The organism is Hydrogenophaga sp. (genome assembly GCF_048549895.1).
Lineage (GTDB): Bacteria > Pseudomonadota > Gammaproteobacteria > Burkholderiales > Burkholderiaceae_C > Hydrogenophaga.
In genome coordinates, this window is the sequence record NZ_JBLYYB010000015.1 from 1 (window position 1) to 18,862 (window position 18,862).

Here is an 18,862-nt window from a genome sequence, read left to right on the forward strand (position 1 = left end):
ATGTGGCCAATGCGCTCAAGATCAAGGCGGCGGACACGCTGGCCAGTTTCACGGGTGCGGCGCCCGCCGCACCCGCGGCCCAGTTCGCCGGCCTCGAGATTCCGCCGCGCACCTACGGCAACACGCCAGCGGCCGAACCCGACGAGGAGGCCGAGGAAGAAGATGAAGCACCGGAACCGGCACCGCGCAGGAAGGTCCGCAAAACGGCTGCCGCCGCACCACCGGTCACCGGTGGCGTGGTGGACCCGATGCAGTGGAGGGGCGCGATCTCGCAGCAGTTCCAGCAGATCGCCGGCAACGCCATGAAAGACGTGGCCAAACAAACCGCGCTGGACACCACGCGCCAGGTGGCCTCGGGCCTGACCGACCAGGCCGTGAAGGCCGCCACCGGCATGGCCGGCAAGGCCGCGCGCAGCATCGGCGGCACGGTCGCCCGCAACGTGGGCACGGCCGCCGGCATGGGCCGCGCGGCCGCGCGGGCCGTCACCGCGCCCGCGAAAAAAGCAGCGCCCCGACCCGCAGCGAAGAAAGCTCCCACCCGCAAGCCTGCGGCCAAAGCCCCGGCGCGCGCGCCATCGGCACAGCCCATGGCTGCGGGCGACTGGACCATGCCGTCCGCATTTTTCCCCGGCTTTGCCGCCCTGCAGCCCGCGGCACCGGCGGCAAAACCCCAGCCCAAAGCCGCCGCCAGAAAAGGCGGGGCCCGCAAGGCGTCCCCCTCAAAATCCGCCGCCCCGAAACCCGCTGCGCGCAAGACCGCAGCGGCCAAATCCCCCCGCCGGCGCTGAACCTCTGCGCCGTTGGCGGGTCGACTCCCCATGAAACTCTTTCCTTACGCCCACGCCACCCACCCGCAATGGCGCATGGCCGCCGCCCTGGTGCTGGCGCAGTTGCGCGGCCAGATGGCCCTGCCCGAGTACGCCAAGGCGCCTGCGCTGGCGCTGCTCTACATCACCGACCACTACGCCGCCGAGGCCCAGGCGATCCTGGAGCACCTGAGCGCCGAGCTGCCCGAGGTGACCGACTGGGCGGGCACGGTCGGGGTGGGCGTGTCGGCGAACAACGTGGAGTATTTCGACGAGCCCGCGCTGTGCGTGATGCTGTGCGACCTGAGTCCTGACCGGTACCGCGTGTTCAGCGGGGTGGCGCCGCTGCTGGCCAGTGGCCGCGCGGTGGGTGCCGGCGGCTTTGTGGCCCACACCGCGCTGGTGCACGCCGATGGCGGCACGCCCGAGCTCAACGAGTTGATCGCCGAAGTGGCCGACCGCACCACCAGCGGTTATGTGTTCGGCGGCTTGGCCGGCAGCCGGGGGCCGACTGTGCAGTTCTCGCTGGGCAGTTCGGGCAATCTGAGCGGCCAGGGAGCCGCCAGCGGCGTGTTTCACGGGGGCTTGAGCGGCGTGGCTTTCGGGGCCGATGTGGGCGTTGTCTCACGCGTGACGCAGGGCGCGCAACCGGTGGACAAGGAGCGCACCGTCACCGAGTCCGACGGCAATCTGGTGCTCAAGCTCGACGGTGAACCCGCGCTGGACGTGCTGCTGCGCGAACTCGGCATTTCGCTGGAACAGCCCGAGCTGGCCATGCCCCGCCTGCGCGCCACGCTGGTGGGCCTCACGCAGCCGCACCCCGATGTGGACGTTGAACTGCCGGCCAGTGGCCCGCAGCTGCGCGGGCAGTTCGGCGCCGAGGTCATGGTGCGCCACCTGATCGGGCTGGACCCGGGCCGCCACGGCGTGGCCATTGGTGACGTGGCGCCCGAGGGCACACGGCTGGCTTTTTGCGAGCGCAACGTGCAAGCCGCGCGGGCCGACCTGATCCGCGTGTGCTCCGAGGTGCGTGAGGAGCTGGAGCCCGAAGAGCTCAGCCTGTCCATGGCGAGTGCCCTGACCGCCGCCGAGGCGGAGGCTGCACCGCACCCGGCGCGGCGCATCGCAGGCGCCATCTACGTGAGCTGTGCTGGCCGGGGTGGCCCGCATTTCGGCAGCCCGAGCGCCGAGCTGCAGGTGGTGCGCCGCGCCCTGGGCGACGTGCCGCTGGTGGGCTTTTTTGCCGGCGGCGAGATCGCGCACCACCGGCTGTACGGCTACACCGGGGTGCTGACCGTCTTCACCATGCCGGCGGCCTGAGCCCCTCGTTGACGATCAAGCGGGTTTGGCAGCGCGGGCGCGCGCCCGCTCCAGCGTGCGGTTCGCGTCCGCCCCGCCCATGCCGTACATGTCGGCGAACTCGTCCACCGTTTTGCCGCTGGCTTCAAACGCGCGCAGCAGCGCCGCGTCTTTGGCTGCGCGGGCGACCACCGCTTCCAGCGCTTCCTGGGTCAGCGCATTCACGGCTTCGTCGCGCGTTTGCACCAGCGCGGCATAGGCTTCTGCCCCCAGGCCGGAGGCTTCAAACGCCTGCTCGATGCGCTGGCGCAACTTGGGCCGCAGGTCTTGCGGCGCCCGGCCCTGGCGGCGGCGGAACACCTCCACCAGCGCGTGGTGCACATGCTCGGGCGCGAGGTCTTCCACGGGCTGGCCGCTCAGGTCGCAACGCGGCTGGCCGCTGGCCACCGCGGTGAGGTAACGGGAGGAGCGCGTGTGCAGCGCCAGCGCGGCTTTCAGGCCGTCCTTGTCCAGCGTGTCGGGGTGCGCTTCCAGCAAGTCCTGGAAGATGCCGCGTTTCATGGGCAGAAACTCGGCACCGAACAGCGCCGGGTACAGCGCGGCCAGTTGGTCGAGCATGGGGTGGGGGGCGCCGGCGGGCGGGTTGCCACCGCCTCGCTGCGCGCGCTGGGGCGCCGGGCCGCGGCGGTTGCGCCCGCCGCGTGCCGGGGGGCGGTTCCCGGTATCGGATGCGGCAGGAGCCGGCGCTGCGGCGTCGGTGGGTTCGGAGGCGTTCGGATTCATGGTGTCCTGCATTCAGGCGGTCGAGCAAAGCCCGACATCATGCCAGCCGGGCAACATGGCCGGTTTGAGTCAGCGCCGCAGTTGTCCAAAGGCTTCGAATTCCCAGCTGCGCATGGCCAGCACCAGGGTGTAGCCTTCGCGGTCTTTCTCGGCCAGCTTCTGGTCGGTCTGGTGCTGCTGCGCAAAGTCCTGTGCCACGCGCTGCAGGCGCTCCATGAACATGGGTGCCAGCGTGCGGCTCACCGAACCGTGCACCAGCATCAGGCCCTCGCCCGTGCCGTCGAAGCCGCCGCGAAAGTAGTCGAGCAGGGCGTGGTCGCGAAAGTAGTTCATCACCGGACCGTGCGGGCGCCAGCGGAAGGTCTTGGCCAGCTTGAGGCGGTAGCGGTTGAGCGGGCGCAGTTCGATGATGCCGATGCGATCGAGCTGCGCCATGCACTTCACGCAGTCGGCTTCGTTCAGGCGGTAGCTTGCGGTGATCTGCTCCAGCGTCCACTGGCTCAGCACGCAAATGGCCACCAGCAGCAGCTTCTTGTCGGCCACCACCGCGCGCTCCTGCTCCTGCGTCATCTCGCGCAGGAGCGGCTGGGCGTCGGCCACGCGGCGCGCGAGGTCGGCGAAGTCCAGCCGCATGGCGCGGCAGATCGCGTCTACCTTGGACAGCGACATGTCGCCCTTGGCCAGCATGCGTTTCACACTCGACTCGGCCATGCCCATGGCCTGTGCCAGATCGGCGTAGGTCATGTGCGCGGCCTTGAGTTCTTGCTTGAGGGCGGTGACGAGGTCGGTGGTGGTGCTCATGCTGCTCGTCTCGTCGGGTATTGCTGATCGATACCTGATGTGAATGTTTCGGACACTGTATCGGAATTCGAGACTTTTTGACCGATGCCGCCAGACACTCCCGCCAGCCTGTTTGCGGCTGTTCATCTGGAGTTCGACACATGATCCCGACTTCGCCCATTTTTCCGATCCGCCATCCCGCTTCCCCGGCGGCGTTCACCGTGGTCGCCTGGAGCCTGCTCACGCTGTGGGTATTCGCGTGGCTGCTGGGGCCCAACGTGGTCTCGCTGCTCGATCTCTCGCTCAACCCACAGGGCCATGCGCCACTGCACGCACACGGACACCCGTTCGTGGATGCCCGCAGCTGGTGGGGTGTGCCCAACACGCGGGACGTGCTGAGCAATCTGCCGCTGGTGTTGGCTGGCGCTGCCGGTTTCTGGTGCCTGCGAGGGAGCGCATTGGCGCAGCCCACAAGTCACGCATTGCGCACCTTCTTTGCCGGACTGGTGCTCTCGGGCATGGGCTCGGCCATCTACCACTGGGGGCCCGACGCCGGCACGCTGGTGATCGATCGCCTGGGCATGGCGGTGGCGTTTGCCGGCGTGCTGGCGCTGTCGGTGGCCGAGCGTGTCGGGCAGCGAGAGGCTCGCTTGTTTCTGCCCGTGGTGCTGGTGCTGGCGGTGGTGTCGGCGGTCTTGCCGCACTTGCAGGGCAATGTGTTGCCCTGGGCGGTGGTGCAGTTCGGCGGCATGGGGCTGGTGGTGTGGGCTGCGACGCGTTCGTCTGTCCCAGGCGCGCTCGGTGTGTCACTGGCCGGCCTGATCGCGTTGTATGCCTTGGCCAAACTGCTGGAGCTTGGTGACGAAGCGGTGTTCCGCGCCACGGGCGACTGGGTGTCTGGCCACAGCCTCAAGCATGTGGCGGCGGCCTGCGCCGCGCTGCCGATACTGGAGGGGTTGAGGCGGCGTGGGCTCGGTGACAATGCGCCCGTCCATCCCTCGGCGATGGGCTGAGACCCGCCCCACTCAACCTGGAGAAGCCCGCCATGTCCGTGTCCCCATCGCACCCTGCCGAGGGTGGTCAGTTCGCCCTGTTGCGCCAGCGCCGCTTTGCGCCGTTCTTCTGGACGCAGTTTCTTGGCGCGGCCAACGACAACCTGTTCAAGTTCGCCTTCACCGTGCTGGTCACCTACCAACTGCAGGTGAGCTGGTTGCCGCCGGCGCTGGCCGGGCTGGTGATCGGTGCCTTGTTCATCCTGCCGTTCCTGTTGTTCTCGGCCACCAGCGGCCAGCTGGCCGACAAGCTGGACAAGAAGACGCTGATCGTCTTCGTCAAACGGCTGGAGATCGGCATCATGGCGCTGGCCGCATGGGCGTTTTTCACCACCCACATTCCGCTCTTGTTGCTGTGCACCTTTCTGATGGGGCTGCACTCCACGCTGTTCGGCCCGGTGAAGTTTGCCTACCTGCCCAACCACCTGAGCGAGCGTGAGCTCACGGGTGGCAACGGCATGGTGGAGATGGGCACCTTTGTGGCCATTCTGCTGGGCAATCTGGCGGGTGGTCTGATCATTGCGGTGCCCGAGATCGGCGCGCACCATGTGGGTTTCAGTTGTGTGGCGCTGGCCGTCATTGGCCGCATCACCGCGCAGGCGGTGCCCGCCACGCCGGCCACCGACCCCGGCCTCACCATCAACTGGGACCCGTTCACCGAAACCTGGCGCAACCTCAAGCTGGCGCACGGCAACACGGTGGTGTTCCGCTCGGTGCTGGGCATCAGCTGGATGTGGTTCTTCGGCGCGGTGTTCCTGAGCCAGTTCCCGAGCTTCGCCAAGGAGGTGTTGCACGGCAATGAGCAGGTGGCCTCGCTTCTGCTGATCGTGTTCTCCATCGGCATCGGCACTGGCTCGCTGTTGTGCGAGGTGCTGTCGCGCCGGCATGTGGAGATCGGCCTGGTGCCGGTGGGCGCGATCGGCATGAGCGTGTTCTCGATCGACCTGTACTTCGCTTCCCGGGGCCTGCCGCCGGCCAGTTCGCTGGGTCTGGGTGAATTCATCGCTGAGCCAGCCCACTGGCGCGTGCTGGCCGATCTCACCTTGCTCAGCCTGTTTGCGGGTCTGTACAGCGTGCCCATGTACGCGCTGATCCAGATGCGCAGCCAGCCCACGCACCGGGCCCGCATCATCGCGGCCAACAACATCCTCAACGCGCTGTTCATGATCGCCAGCGCCGTGATCGCCGGGGCCTTGCTCTCGGCGGGATTCACGATCCCGCAGATGTTCCTGCTGGTGGGTCTGGCCAACGCGGTGGTGGCGTTCTACATCTTCATGCTGGTGCCCGAGTACCTGATCCGTTTTGTGGCCTGGGTGGCGTCGCGCCTGGTGTACCGATTCAAGGTGCGCGGCGACGAGCACATTCCCACGCAAGGCGCGGCGGTGCTGGTGTGCAACCACGTGAGCTTTGTCGACGCGGTGCTGCTCATGGCCGCCAGCCCGCGGCCGATCCGCTTTTTGATGGACCACCGCATCTTCAAGGTGCCGCTGCTGGGCTGGCTGTTCCAGCTGTCCAAGGCGATTCCGATTGCGCCGCAGAAGGAGGATGCCCAGGCTTACGAGTCGGCGTTCGAGTCGGCTTTGGCCGTGCTGCGCGACGGCGAGTTGCTGGCGATCTTTCCCGAAGGTGGCATCACGCGCGACGGGCAGTTGCAGCCGTTCAAGGGCGGCGTGGTGAAGATTCTGGAAATGGCCGCCAGCGAAGGTTTGCACCTGGCTGTGATCCCGATGGGCTTGAGCAACCTCTGGGGTTCGTACTTCAGCCGGGTGGAGGTGCGCAACGGTGAAGCGGTGGCGATGGTGCGGCCGTTTCGCCGTGGTTTCTTCAGCCGGGTAGGGCTTTGCGTGGGCGAGCCGATGGCGCTGTCGGACGTGACGCTGGAGCGTCTTCGGGAACGCGTGCGTGCCTTGATCGGCTGAGCGACAGTCGGGTTCTACTCCCCGAGGATGGAACGCAGTGCGAGGGCGTCGATGGGTTTGTGCAGGAGGGGGAAGCCGAGTTGAGAGGCCTCGAGGATGCGTTGAGGGGAGGTGTCGCCGGTGAGGATGTAGGTGGGGACGGTGCGAGGCAGGCATGCGTGCACGGCGCGGATGGCGTCCACGGCGGTGACGTTGCCGCCCAGGCGGTGATCGGAGATGAGCAGGTCGATGTCGTGTGCGTGGGTGATGGCCATGACCACCGCCTCGTCGGGGGAGATGGCGCAGAAGACGCGGTGGCCCCAGACGCCGAGCACGCTGCGCATGGCCGCGAGCACCTGCTCGTCGTCGTCGATGACGAGCACGCCCAGGCGAGCGCTGGACTGCGGGAATGAGGCCTGAGGCGCTGGCGCCGGGGCGTGCGCGGGAGGCTCGCAGCGCGGCACGCGGATGCTGAACATGGAGCCGCGCCCGGGCGTGGAGCGCAGGCCCAGCGGGGCGTGCAGCAAGAGGGCCGAGCGCTTGACGATGGACAGGCCCAGACCCAGGCCGTGGGACTCGTGGCGCGCGGCCGGGGTCTGGCCGATCTGGAAGAACTCCTCGAAGATGGCCTCGCGCTGCTCGCTCGGGATGCCGATGCCGCTGTCCCAGACCTGGAGCTCGACCTCGGGGCCGCGCAGGCGGCAGCCGATGAACACGCGCCCGCGCGAGGTGTAGCGCACGGCGTTGGAGAGCAGGTTGACGAGGATGCGGCGCAGCACGGTGGGGTCGGTGTGGACCCACAGGCGCGAGCTGCAGACGTGCAGGCGCAGGCCTTTTTCGGCGGCGAGCTGGTGGAAGTCCTGATCGAGGTCTTCGAGCAGGCGCTGGGCGCTGGTGGGTGAGCGCTCGACCTGCACGGCGTTGGCGTCCAGGCGGGAGACGTCCAGCAGCATGTTGAGCAACTGGCCCAGGCCGTCGAGCGATGCCTGCATGCGCCGGCAGATCTCGGCGAGGTCGGCGGTGCGCACGCTCCTGGACTGGGACATGGAGCGCAGGGCGGTGAGGAAGAGGCCCAGGGCGTGGATGGGCTGGCGCAGGTCGTGGCTGGCGGCGGCCAGGAAGACGGACTTGGCGCGGTCGGCGGCCTCGGCCTTGTCTTTCTCGGAGCGCAGGCCTTCGATGAGTTCGTGGATGCGTGCCTGGGCTTCGCGGCGGTCGCGGATGTCGCGCACGACGGCCATGCGCAGGCGCTCGCCGTTGCGCATCATGGAGCGCCCGATGATCTCCACCGGGATGCGTTCGCCGTGGGCGTTGAAGATCTCGCTCTCGTACGCCGCATCCGCGCCGGAGGCAATGACAGCGGTCGCCCGCGCCCGGAACTCCGGCGGCACCAGCTCCAGCACCGACCGGCCCAGCAGCATGTGCAATGGCGTTTCAAACAGCCGGCTGGCAGCCGGGTTCGCATCGGTGACCAGGCCATCGTTGTGGAAGACCACACCCTCTTCGCTGGCGTTCATGAAACGGGAGAGTCGATCTTCCGATTCGCGCAACGCTTGTTCGGCCTTGTAGCGCTGGGTGATATCGGTCAGCAGAAAGAACAGCCCTTTTTCGGCGCTCGCCCCCCAGGAGCGGGTGGCCAGGTTGAGGCTCACTTCAACCCACTTTGGTGCCCCCTTGCCTGCGTCGACCTCGAGGGTGAAGGTCACAGGTGTTCGTTCCTGGAGCAGCCGCCTTGTGTGGCGGTTGACTTCTTCCAAAAGATGCTCACCCACCACCTCCAGCGCGGTCATTCCGACAATGGACTTCTCGTCCAGCCCGAACACCTCGGCAAATTGCTGGTTGGCAAACAGGCAGACACTTCGCGGTTGATCACCAAAGTAGGCCACCATCATGGGCAGGTGCTCGAACACCAGCTGGATGCTTTCGTCGATGGAACGCGCCTGCAGACGCGAAAGCTCGACAGCCGTGGTGTCTGCGAAGTAACACACGTGGTGCCCGAGCTCCGCCTGCCAATGGCCATTGCAGGCGAGCCACATGGCCGGCAGCGGCTCACCCGTTGCGGTCGCCTCGTTCAACTGCAGTAAAGCCTGGAAATCTTCCTGGCGAGCAAGGGCAGCGATCAGGGTCTGGCGCGACGGTGCTGCCAACAACGCCGTCCAGTCTGCGGGTCGTCCCCTGGCGTCGTGCAAGGCCCTGAACGCGACCGACGCATCCAGCAGCACAGCCTCTTGTCCCAGGGCCGCCCCGAGACCAGGGAGAAGATTCCACGGAATCACAAAGGGATTTCGCATCGGCTTCAGGCGTGTCCTCGAATGGCTGGGCGGGGGTGAGAGATGCTAGCCGTGGGATCGGAATAAATCCACCCGGGGGTTGCGGGATGAGGCCTGCTGGGCGTGTCCGTGATGTCTGGTGCGAGGGGCGCCGGAAAATACTGCACGCGCGTTATTGAGGCCTGAATGACCTGCTTGGAGACTCGAAGCCCACGCCATCCAACCTGGGAGAGACGAGCATGACAGAGCGCTTTGCAGACACCTTGCAGCGAGATGCCGAGGCCGGGCAACTCCACCACCTGCTTCCCCCGAGCGTGCCTGTTGCCCAGCCACGCACCGCCCCTGCGGGTGCCGGCGCCGGCCAGGTCCACCAGCTCCTGACGCTGGCAGCGGTGTTGCACCACGTCCTGCTGATGGACAGTTCCTGCGGACCTGCCGACGAACCCGCTCTGCGCCGCGTGAACCGCGTTCTCGACACGGCACTTGAAACCTGCCTGCAACTGGATGCAGCGCGCCAGCAACTCCAGGGCGCGATCACCACCCAGCGCGCGCTGGAGATCGTGCTTGAAATGCTGGCGGCGCGTGTGGAGCTGGGGCAGGCCAGTCAGGTGGACCACCGCAAGGTCGCCGCCCGGCTGTGTTCTGCCCGCGATACGGTGACGCGCACCGTGGGCGAGTGGAACCGCATCGGGCGCCGTTTCACGCAACTGACCCGGTTGCTTCCTGCGCAGCTGAAGACCGGTTTTGAAGCCCTGGAGCCCGTTTTGCCGGACGAAATGGACCGTCTCGCACAGGCCTGCCTGTCTACCAGCGCCGACGTGCAGTTCAGCCTCAGCCAGCGCGCGCAGGCCTGGGCGGCCCGCCGATCGGATCCCGCCCGCCCAAGCGGCTTCGGCCCGGAAGACTTTGGCGCATGGTTGTCGAGTCTCGAGGACGCCAGAGCGCAGGCGGCCGCCGATTTTGCGGGTGCCCGAGAGGCCTATCTTCAGGCGGTGCTGAATTTCGACCGGGAACATGCGTGCCTGGTCAGGGCGCGCTCCCTGCGGCGCGCAGCCGAGACGGGTTTTCGCTTGAACGCCCGCAGCGCACCCGACTATTCGGATGCGATCATGGACGAGAACCGGCGCAACCACGCCATGCTGGCCAGCCAGGCGCAGCGCATGGCGAGCCAGTACCACCTGTATGCGCTCGCGGGTCTGCTGCCCCGGCAGTTTGGAATCATCGAGCCAGCGGCTGGTTATTGACGGTGTGTTGATCATCCCGTTGTGCTCCCAGGACACAGCACCAAAACAAAGGGCCTTGCTGACATCCAGCAAGGCCCCATGGGCATTCGGCAGCGCCAGAGGCTCAGTGCACCGTGACGAGTGGCGCATTCACGTCGGCGGGTGATCTGAACCAGAGGCCGGCAAATGCGCTGTAGCGCAGCATGGAGCTCTGGCGCACGCGCCGGTCGATCTTCTTTTCAATCACGGGCATCTTGCCGAGCATGTCCACCACGCTGGCGTCCCAACGGACCACCTTGACAAAGGCCACGTAGATTTCAAGGCCGGCGGGGTTCAGGCCGACCGAGCGCACCATGATGCGGATCTGGTCGGGTCCGAGTCCCAGCACCTGAAAGCAGTCTTTGATCATGTCGTGATAGTCGTCCGAGATCGAGGTCGGGGTGATCTCGGAGTCGATGTCATCGGCGGCTTGTGGTTTCACGTCGTTCCTCAGGCCCAGGTGTTTGATGACTTCTTGCGTCAATGCATGAATGCCCATGATGTGCCTCGCTTGTCTGCGTTTGTTCAGGTGTCCGAAGATGCGTTCACCATGGGATGAAGTATCTGGTCCGGATACCCCTACCCCCAATAATGCATGAGCACTATTTTGCGAAAAATGGGTCACTTTCCCTCTGCAGATGAAGAACTTCCGTGTTCCTCACAAGGTGTTCCCTGTACCGGGGGGTGTACTTGGCGGGCTCAGAGGTTGCTGTCGAGGTCGGGCGCTTCGGCCAGTCCGGACTGGATGGCATACGCCGCGATTTCGGCCCCGTTGTGCAGGCCGAGTTTGAGCATCACGTTTTGGCGGTGTTTGCGCGCGGTGAGCACGCTGATGTGCAGTGCATCTGCAATTTCCTGGTTGCTGCCGCCCTTGGCGATCAGGCGAACGATCTGCTGTTCGCGCTGCGTCAGGGTTTGCGCAAGACCCAGACCGCCCGCACGACCATTGGCCGTGCTGTCCAGGCCCTTGGAGACCTGCTGGCTGATGTACTGACGGCCCGAGAGCACCGCCTGGATGGCGTCCAGCAACTCCGACCCTTGTTCGTGCTTGAGCACGAACCCATCGGCTCCTGCTGCAAACGCGTTGGCCACCGAGCCCGGGTACACGTTGCCTGTGACGATCAGCACCTTGGTCTTGGGGATGACCTTCTTGACCTTGCGAGCCACCTCGATGCCCGAGCTGTCGCTTAGCGCGAGGTCCAGCAAAAGCAGGTCGGGCTTGTGAAAAGCCACCAGCAGCTCCACCTCGCTGCCCAAGGCTGTTTCGGCCACGACCTGGAATCCACCGGTGGCCGACAGCAGCATGCTGATGCCTTGGCGCACCAGCGCATGATCTTCTGCGACAACAACTTTGACCATGGTGAGCGTCGATTGAAAGGATGAACACCGGTGCCGTGCGATCACGGCACGGCTTGCTTGCGTCAGAACGGAATGTCGTCGTCCATGTCGTCGAAGCCGCTGGACTGACGTGCCGGCGCTGCGGCAGGCGCCTGGCGCGCAGCGGGTGCGGGAGCCCGGGGTGCCGCAGCGGGCGGACGGGAATAGCCACTGCCGCCGCCGCTTTCTTCGTTGCCGCCCATGCCTTCGCGGCCACCCAGCAATTGCAGTTCCGTGGCGACGATGTCCACCGTGTTTTTCTCGACACCCGACTGGTCGGTGTACTTGCCGTATTTCAGGCGACCTTCCACGTAGATCGGGCGGCCCTTCTTGACGTATTCACCGGCGATTTCGGCCAGGCGGTCGTAAAAGGTGACGCGGTGCCACTGGGTGTCTTCGATCATCTCGCCGCTGTTCTTGTCCTTGCGGCGGCTGGAGGTGGCCACGCTCACGTTGGCCACGGCCTGACCCGAGGGGAGGTAACGGATCTCGGGGTCGCGGCCGCAGTTGCCGACGAGGATGACTTTGTTGACGGATGCCATGGTGATGTCCTGTAGAGAGTGGGGCGGCCCGTGCGGGCGGGCCCGAAAAACGGTCAGTCATTGTGCCGCAACTGACCGTGCGCGGGCCGCTGAAGCAGGCCGGGCGGAACCCGCATACCCCAGGGCCTACACTGCCCACCCATGAAAGGCGAACCGGATTTCCTGCAGAACCTGCGCGATGAAATGGGCGGGGGCCGGCAATGGCTGGACCGCGCGGTGGTGATCGCCTACGCCGTGCTCGCTGGTCTGGCCGTGGTGGGCTTCACCCTGCTGGCCGACGCCGCCATCGACCTCTACAGCCGCCTGCGCAGCGGCTGGTGGTGGGCGCCCTTGATCTGGACACCGGCCTTGACCGCGCTCATCGTCTGGACCATCCGGCGCTGGGCGCCCGGCGCTGTCGGCTCGGGCGTGCCCCAGGTGCTCACCGCGCTGGCGCCTGAAACCCCGCTGAGTGAGCGCTCGCGTTTTGTGTCCTTGAAGCTCAGTGTGGCCAAGGTGCTGGGGGTGTCGGGCGGGTTGTTGGCCGGGTTGTCGGTGGGCCGGCAGGGGCCGTCGGTGCAGGTGGCTGCGGGGGTGATGCTGCACGCGCGGCGCTGGCTGTCGCCGGCCTCGGGCATCAGCGACCGCGAACTGCTGGTGGCCGGCGGCGCCGCCGGCATTGCCGCGGCTTTCAACACACCGCTGGGCGGCATCGTGTTTGCCATCGAAGAGCTCTCGCGCCGCCTGCAGGACCGCAGCAGCGGCCTGATGCTGGCGGCCATCGTGGTGGCTGGTCTGGTGGCCGTGTCGGCGTTCGGTAATCTGTCGTACTTTGGCCGGGTGCGGACCGAGGCCCTGTCGTGGTGGAGCCTGCTGGCGCCGGGCGCGCTGGTGGCGCTGGCCTGTGGCTTGCTGGGCGGACTGCTCTCGCGCCTGATGCTCGCCTCGTTCACCGGTTTGCCCGACCGCTTTTGTGCCTACCGGCGCAAACGCCCGGTCACATTCGCCGCCATCTGCGGCCTGGTGGTGGCGGTGATCGCGGTGGTGAGCGACGGCGCAGCGGTGGGCGTGGGGCACGAACACACCAAGGACCTTCTCGATCAGGTGGCCGACCCCGGCGCCGCGCACCAGCCTTTGGTGTTCACCGGCCTGAAGTTCGTGGCGTCGTGGTTGTCGGCCTGGGCGGGTGTGCCGGGTGGTGTTTTTGGGCCCAGCCTGTCGCTGGGCGCCGGCGTGGGGGCTGACGTGGCCTGGCTGTTGAACTCGCCCCACGGCGCGGCCCTGATTGCGCTGGGCATGTGCGGCTTTCTGGCCGCCGTGACCCAGACGCCCATCACCGCCATGATCATCGTGATGGAGATGACCGATGGCCACAGCATGGTGCTCAGCCTCATGGCCTGCGCACTGCTGGCCAGCCTGGTGTCGCGCATGATCAGCCGCCCGCTCTACAGCACCATGTCGCTGCTGATGATGCGGTCCTTGCGCGACCGCACGGATGCCGCGCCGCTGCCTGATCCTGTCGGACGCTAGTTTTTGACAGCCGATTTCATCGGCCAGGCCAGCGCCATCCACAGCAGCATCAGGCCCGCACTCACGAAGAAGATGCCGGTACTGCCCCAGGCCTTGATCACCAGACCGCCCAGGCTGCCACCGGCGAAGATGCCCAGCGACATCAGCGTGTTGTAGACCCCGAGCGCTGCCCCGCGCTGGCGCGTCTCGGCCAGACGCGACACCAGGCTGGGCTGGCTGGCCTCTTGCGTGTTGAAGCCCACGAAGTACACGCACAACAGCGCGCCCACCGCCCACAGCGAAGGTGCTTGCAGGTTGAGCCAGAAGCCCAGCTGGGCCAGCACGATGAGCGCAATCGACCCCAGGTACACCTGCTTGAAGTAGCCCATGCGCTCCAGCCGGAACAGCAGCCCGCCCATGATGAGCAGCGACGCGAGCACGGCCGGCAGGTACACCTTCCACTGTTCTGCGCTGGACAGGCCGGCGTCTTGCAGCAAGGCCGGCACCGACATCCACATGGCGATCTGCACCGCGTGCAGCACGAACACGCCCAGGTCCACGCGCAGCAACTCCACATCGGCCAGCACCTCGCGCAAACCGCCCCGGTTCTGCGCGTGTTGCACCGGTGGCTCGGGCGGCACCACCCAGGCCACCACCGCCATGCCGATGGCGGCCAGCACCGCCGTGAGCGCAAACAGACCCGCGAGGCCAATGAGCGGCACCAGCAGCGGCGCCAGCACCAGCGACAGCGCAAACATGAGCGCGATGCTGATGCCCACCAGCGCCATGGACTTGGTGCGCACCTCGTCGCGCGTGAGGTCGGCCAGCAGCGCGGTGACGGCGGCGGAAATGGCGCCGGAGCCCTGCAGCGCGCGGCCGATGACCAGCCAGACCATGCTGGGCGCCCAGGCGGCGATCAGGCTGCCGACCACAAACAGCGCCAGACCGGCCTGGATCACGGGCTTGCGGCCCAGCCGGTCGGACGCAATGCCGAACGGCACCTGCAGCAGGGCCTGGGTGAGGCCATAGACGCCCATGGCCAGACCCACGAGGAAGGGATCGTCGCCGCCGGGGTAGGTGTGGGCCTGCAACACGAACACCGGCAACACCAGGAACAGGCCCAGCATGCGCAGCGCGTAAATGGACGCCAGGGCGCCGCTGGTGCGCCGCTCGGTCGGCGTCATGCGTGCCGCCGCCTGGGGAGCGGGGGTGTCGGAAGGAGCGGTGCTGAGGGAGGACAAGGCGGCGCCGGGCAAAGCCGGTATTGTGCTTGATGGGCCTGCGCGCGCCGGGCGGCCCGGCGCGAAAACCCGGGGCGGCTTATCATGCCGGGTTGCCCTGAACACACCCACCGCGCCTTGAACCAGAACCTGCCCCCGGACCTGAATTTGCCGCGTTTGACCGGCGCCCATATTCCGGAGACTGTGCCGGTGGAGCCCGACGAACAAGCGCTGATGAACCGCGTCAGTGCAGCCCACCTGCGCCACGCCAGCCCCTTTTTGTCGGTGCGCGGCGCGCGCACGCACAACCTCAAGAACATCGACCTCGACATCCCCAAGCATTCGCTGGTGGTGATCACCGGTTTGTCGGGTTCGGGCAAGTCGAGCCTGGCGTTCGACACGCTGTACGCCGAGGGCCAGCGCCGTTATGTGGAAAGCCTCTCGGCCTACGCGCGGCAGTTCCTGCAACTCATGGACAAACCCGACGTCGATTTGATCGAAGGCCTGTCGCCCGCGATCGCCATCGAGCAGAAAGCCACCAGCCACAACCCACGCTCCACCGTGGGCACGGTGACCGAGATCCACGATTACCTGCGCCTGCTGTTCGCCCGCGCCGGCACCCCGCACTGCCCGGATCATGATTTACCGCTGGCCGCACAAAGCGTGGCGCAGATGGTGGACGCCGTGCTGTCCCTGCCCGAAGGCACGCGCCTGATGATCCTGGCGCCGGTGGCGCGCGAGAAGAAGGGTGAGTTCACCGAGCTGTTCGCCGACATGCAGGCGCAAGGCTATGTGCGTTTCCGCATCAACCAGACTGTGCTGGACTTCGACGCCCTGCCGGCCTTGAAGAAAACCGAGAAGCACAACATCGATGTGGTGATCGATCGCATCAAGGTGCGCGCCGATGGTGAAGAGGAGGGTGTGAACCCGCTTCGGCAGCGACTGGCAGAGAGTTTTGAGGCCGCCTTGCGCCTGGCCGATGGCCGAGCGCTCGCCGTGGACATGGATACCGGCGCAGAGACCACCTTCTCGGCCAAGTTCGCCTGCCCGCTCTGCAGCTACACCGTGGGCGAACTCGAGCCGCGCCTGTTCTCGTTCAACTCGCCCATGGGTGCCTGCCCCACCTGCGACGGCTTGGGCCACACCGAGTTTTTTGATCCGGCGCGTGTGGTCGCCTTTCCCACGCTGAGCCTGGCCAGCGGCGCCATCAAGGGTTGGGACCGTCGCAACGGCTACTACTTCGCCATGATCGAAAGCCTGGCGGCGCACTACAAGTTCGACGCGGAAGGGCCCTGGGAGTCGATCCCGGCACCTGTGCAGCAGGCGCTGCTGTTTGGTTCGGGCGAGGAAGAGATCAAGTTCAGCTACGCGCTCGAATCGGGCGAACGCGCGGGCAAAAAGATCAGCAAGAAGCACCCCTTCGAAGGCATCATCCGCAACTTCGAGCGCCGCTACCGCGAAACCGACAGCGCGGCCGTGCGCGAAGAGCTGGCCCGCTACCGCGCGGTGCAGCCCTGCCCCGACTGCGGCGGTGCGCGCCTGCGCCGCGAAGCACGCCACGTGTTCGTGGGCGAGGGTGAGCACAAACAGCCCATCTACAAGATCAGCCATGTCACGCTCGGCGATGCCTTGGCGTACTTTCAGAAGCTGGAATTGCGCGGCACGAAGGGCGACATCGCCGCGCGCGTGATCAACGAGATCCGCCAGCGCCTGAAGTTCTTGAACGACGTGGGCCTGAACTACCTGAGCCTGGACCGCAGCGCCGACACGCTCAGCGGCGGCGAGGCCCAGCGCATCCGCCTGGCCAGCCAGATCGGCAGCGGCCTGACCGGTGTGATGTACGTGTTGGATGAGCCCAGCATCGGCCTGCACCAGCGTGACAACGACCGCCTGATTGCCACGCTGCAGCACCTGCGCGACCTGGGCAACACGGTGCTGGTGGTCGAGCACGACGAAGACATGATCCGCACCGCCGACCACGTGATCGACATGGGCCCGGGCGCCGGCGTGCACGGCGGAAGCGTGATGGCGCAGGGCACCTGCGCTGCCGTCATGGCCACGCCCGGCTCGCTCACCGGGCAGTACCTCAGCGGCGCGCGCAGCATCGCGGTGCCGGAACGGCGCACGCCGTGGCTGCCGGTGGTCAAGAGCACGGCCGCACCGTTCAAACCCCGTTTCGCGCCCAGCCCGGCGGCCGAACGCCGCGCCGCGCGCGAAGCCGCGCACCAGGCCTCGCTGGGCGAGCTGCAGGAGATCCGCGTGGTCAACGCCACTGGCCACAACCTCAAGGGCGTGAGCGTGGCCTTCCCGGTGGGCTTGCTCACCTGCGTCACCGGTGTCTCCGGCTCGGGCAAATCCACCCTGGTCAACGACACGCTCTACGCCGCCGTGGCGCGCACGCTCTACCGTTCGCACGACGAACCCGCCGAGCACGAAGCCATCGAAGGCATCGAACATTTCGACAAGGTCATCAACGTCGACCAAAGCCCCATCGGCCGCACGCCGCGCAGCAACCCGGCCACCTACACCGGCCTCTTCACCGGCATCCGCGAACTCATGGCCGAGGTGCCCACCGCGCGCGAACGTGGCTACGGCCCGGGCCGCTTCAGCTTCAACGTGGCCGGTGGCCGCTGCGAGGCCTGCCAGGGCGATGGTGTGGTCAAGGTCGAGATGCACTTTCTGCCCGACGTGTACGTGCCGTGCGAGGTCTGCAGCGGTCAGCGCTACAACCGCGAAACGCTGGACGTGCAGTACAAGGGCAAGAACATCGCGCAGATCCTGGACATGACGGTGGAGCAGGCCCACACCTTCTTCGCCGCCGTGCCCACGCTGCACCGCAAGCTGCAGACCCTGATGGACGTGGGCCTGACCTACATCCAGCTCGGCCAGAGCGCGACCACGCTCTCGGGCGGCGAGGCGCAGCGCGTCAAGCTCGCGCTGGAACTCAGCAAACGCGACACCGGTCGCACGCTCTACATCCTGGACGAACCCACCACCGGCCTGCACTTCGCCGACATCGAACTGCTGCTGCAGGTGCTGCACCAGCTGCGCGACGCGGGCAACACCATCGTGGTGATCGAGCACAACCTCGATGTGATCAAGACCGCCGACTGGGTGATCGACATGGGGCCCGAAGGCGGCTCGGGCGGCGGTGTGGTGGTTGCGCAAGGCACGCCGGAGGCGGTGGCTGCGCATGTGGGCAGCCACACCGGGCACTACCTCCAGCGGCTGCTGACGCTGCCGCAGGCGGCCTGACGCCTTACTTGTTCCGGTAAGCCAGCCCCAGCGTGGCACCGAAGGTGGTGGTGCGCGTGGCCAGCGGGCTGCGGGCCACCGCGCCTTGCAGCTGGTACACGCTCAAGCCGCCGTAGGCCACCCAGTTGCGGTTGAGTGCAGACGTCATGCGCCAGCCCAGCGAGGCGCCGTCGAAGCCCGAACCCAACGCGTAGGCTTGCAGGCCGGTGGTGGCTGCGGCGCTCGGGGCGATGCCGTAGTGCGTTTGCCGGTAGGTGCCGTTGGCCCAGCCGATGCCCAGCGACAGATCCCAGTGTGTCTGCGGGGACAGGGGGTAGCGGTAGTTCAGGCCCGAGTCGAGCCGCAGGCCGCCGTCGCGGCCCAGCAGGTCTTGCGAGGCGCGCAACGAGCCGCTCCAGCGTGGGCCGAGCGTGATGCCGGCGGTGACGCGCCCGCGCACCGTGTCGCGCACCCGCGGCAGGCCGCTGTAGACCGGATCGTCTTTCCACGAGCGGCCTTCGTCGACGGACAACGAGGTGCTCAGCGACACCCGCTCGCTGCGCGAGAGCACCGTGCTCACGCCGCTGTCCACCGACTCGCGGCCCTGCGCCAGCAACGCGCTGGCGCCCGAGGTGGCGAAGCGAAAACGCCCGAGCTGGAACGCCCAGATGGGGCGCAGGCCGATGCGCTGCTCGCTGGTGCCGAAGGGATCGCGGCCACTGGTGAGCGAAGCGCCGAGCAGGTAGTCGCGGCTGGCTTCAAGCGCCACCGGCTCGGCATTTTGTGCAAGGCCTGCCGTGGTCCACGGTGCGAGCACCAGCGCGCAAGCACAAAGTTTCACGCGGACCATG

The 18,862-nt window shown here is 67.0% G+C and carries 14 protein-coding genes and 1 pseudogene; 7 read left to right on the forward strand and 8 right to left on the reverse strand.

Translation table 11 applies throughout. From position 1 onward, the window contains the following. Both ACN4F8_RS01155 and ACN4F8_RS01160 read left to right on the forward strand, forming a co-directional pair. Positions 1-788 (forward strand): annotated as a pseudogene (locus tag ACN4F8_RS01155) (hypothetical protein); the annotation flags it as partial. A gap of 30 nt (positions 789-818) precedes the next feature. Beyond that, a complete protein-coding gene (locus ACN4F8_RS01160) occupies positions 819-2,126 on the forward strand; it encodes an FIST signal transduction protein (RefSeq protein ID WP_419471893.1) in 1,308 nt (435 codons plus the stop codon). Positions 2,127-2,141: 15 nt separating this feature from the next. On the opposite strand, the gene ACN4F8_RS01165 is transcribed toward ACN4F8_RS01160, so the two are convergent. Together ACN4F8_RS01165 and ACN4F8_RS01170 are read right to left on the reverse strand one after the other, a co-directional pair. After that, positions 2,142-2,888, reverse strand: a complete 747-nt coding sequence (locus ACN4F8_RS01165; RefSeq protein ID WP_419471894.1) for a ProQ/FinO family protein — start codon at positions 2,886-2,888, stop codon at positions 2,142-2,144. 69 nt (positions 2,889-2,957) lie between these two features. Continuing rightward, positions 2,958-3,689 carry a helix-turn-helix domain-containing protein gene (locus ACN4F8_RS01170; protein WP_419471895.1) on the reverse strand — a complete coding sequence of 244 codons (732 nt, stop codon included), beginning with the start codon at positions 3,687-3,689 and terminating at the stop codon, positions 2,958-2,960. A gap of 140 nt (positions 3,690-3,829) precedes the next feature. Between ACN4F8_RS01170 and ACN4F8_RS01175 the strand changes: the two genes are divergently transcribed. Both ACN4F8_RS01175 and ACN4F8_RS01180 read left to right on the forward strand, forming a co-directional pair. Next, the gene (locus ACN4F8_RS01175; RefSeq protein WP_419471896.1) at positions 3,830-4,681 is read left to right on the forward strand and encodes a hypothetical protein; all 852 of its coding nucleotides are present in this window, start codon (positions 3,830-3,832) and stop codon (positions 4,679-4,681) included. Positions 4,682-4,713: 32 nt separating this feature from the next. Continuing rightward, a complete protein-coding gene (locus tag ACN4F8_RS01180; protein ID WP_419471897.1) occupies positions 4,714-6,639 on the forward strand; it encodes an MFS transporter in 1,926 nt (641 codons plus the stop codon). A gap of 14 nt (positions 6,640-6,653) precedes the next feature. Here the strand turns inward: ACN4F8_RS01180 and ACN4F8_RS01185 are convergent, their stop codons facing one another. Next, positions 6,654-8,909 (reverse strand): PAS domain S-box protein, encoded by a 2,256-nt coding sequence (locus ACN4F8_RS01185; RefSeq protein WP_419471898.1) that lies wholly within the window; start codon positions 8,907-8,909, stop codon positions 6,654-6,656. A gap of 218 nt (positions 8,910-9,127) precedes the next feature. Between ACN4F8_RS01185 and ACN4F8_RS01190 the strand changes: the two genes are divergently transcribed. Then, positions 9,128-10,132, forward strand: a complete 1,005-nt coding sequence (locus ACN4F8_RS01190) for a hypothetical protein (protein ID WP_419471899.1) — start codon at positions 9,128-9,130, stop codon at positions 10,130-10,132. A gap of 103 nt (positions 10,133-10,235) precedes the next feature. On the opposite strand, the gene ACN4F8_RS01195 is transcribed toward ACN4F8_RS01190, so the two are convergent. The 3 genes from ACN4F8_RS01195 to ssb all read right to left on the reverse strand — a co-directional run bounded on the left by ACN4F8_RS01195 (position 10,236) and on the right by ssb (position 12,069). Next, positions 10,236-10,649: a hypothetical protein gene (locus ACN4F8_RS01195; RefSeq protein WP_419471900.1), complete on the reverse strand. Its 414-nt coding sequence runs from the start codon at positions 10,647-10,649 to the stop codon at positions 10,236-10,238. Between the two features lie 200 nt (positions 10,650-10,849). After that, complete coding sequence (locus tag ACN4F8_RS01200; RefSeq protein WP_419471901.1) at positions 10,850-11,509, reverse strand: response regulator; 660 nt, start codon at positions 11,507-11,509, stop codon at positions 10,850-10,852. A gap of 62 nt (positions 11,510-11,571) precedes the next feature. Further along, positions 11,572-12,069: a single-stranded DNA-binding protein gene (gene ssb, locus ACN4F8_RS01205; RefSeq protein WP_419471902.1), complete on the reverse strand. Its 498-nt coding sequence runs from the start codon at positions 12,067-12,069 to the stop codon at positions 11,572-11,574. Between the two features lie 141 nt (positions 12,070-12,210). On the opposite strand from ssb, the gene ACN4F8_RS01210 reads away from it, so the two are divergent. After that, positions 12,211-13,578: a chloride channel protein gene (locus tag ACN4F8_RS01210; RefSeq protein WP_419471903.1), complete on the forward strand. Its 1,368-nt coding sequence runs from the start codon at positions 12,211-12,213 to the stop codon at positions 13,576-13,578. Here the strand turns inward: ACN4F8_RS01210 and ACN4F8_RS01215 are convergent. Beyond that, on the reverse strand, positions 13,575-14,741 hold the full coding sequence (locus ACN4F8_RS01215; RefSeq protein WP_419471938.1) for an MFS transporter: 1,167 nt from the start codon (positions 14,739-14,741) through the stop codon (positions 13,575-13,577). The genes ACN4F8_RS01210 and ACN4F8_RS01215 overlap by 4 nt on opposite strands. 270 nt (positions 14,742-15,011) lie before the next feature. Between ACN4F8_RS01215 and uvrA the strand changes: the two genes are divergently transcribed. Further along, positions 15,012-18,032 carry an excinuclease ABC subunit UvrA gene (gene uvrA / locus ACN4F8_RS01220; protein WP_419471939.1) on the forward strand — a complete coding sequence of 1,007 codons (3,021 nt, stop codon included), beginning with the start codon at positions 15,012-15,014 and terminating at the stop codon, positions 18,030-18,032. A gap of 4 nt (positions 18,033-18,036) precedes the next feature. Here the strand turns inward: uvrA and ACN4F8_RS01225 are convergent, their stop codons facing one another. After that, positions 18,037-18,861 carry a MipA/OmpV family protein gene (locus ACN4F8_RS01225; protein ID WP_419471904.1) on the reverse strand — a complete coding sequence of 275 codons (825 nt, stop codon included), beginning with the start codon at positions 18,859-18,861 and terminating at the stop codon, positions 18,037-18,039. Position 18,862 lies beyond the last annotated feature (1 nt).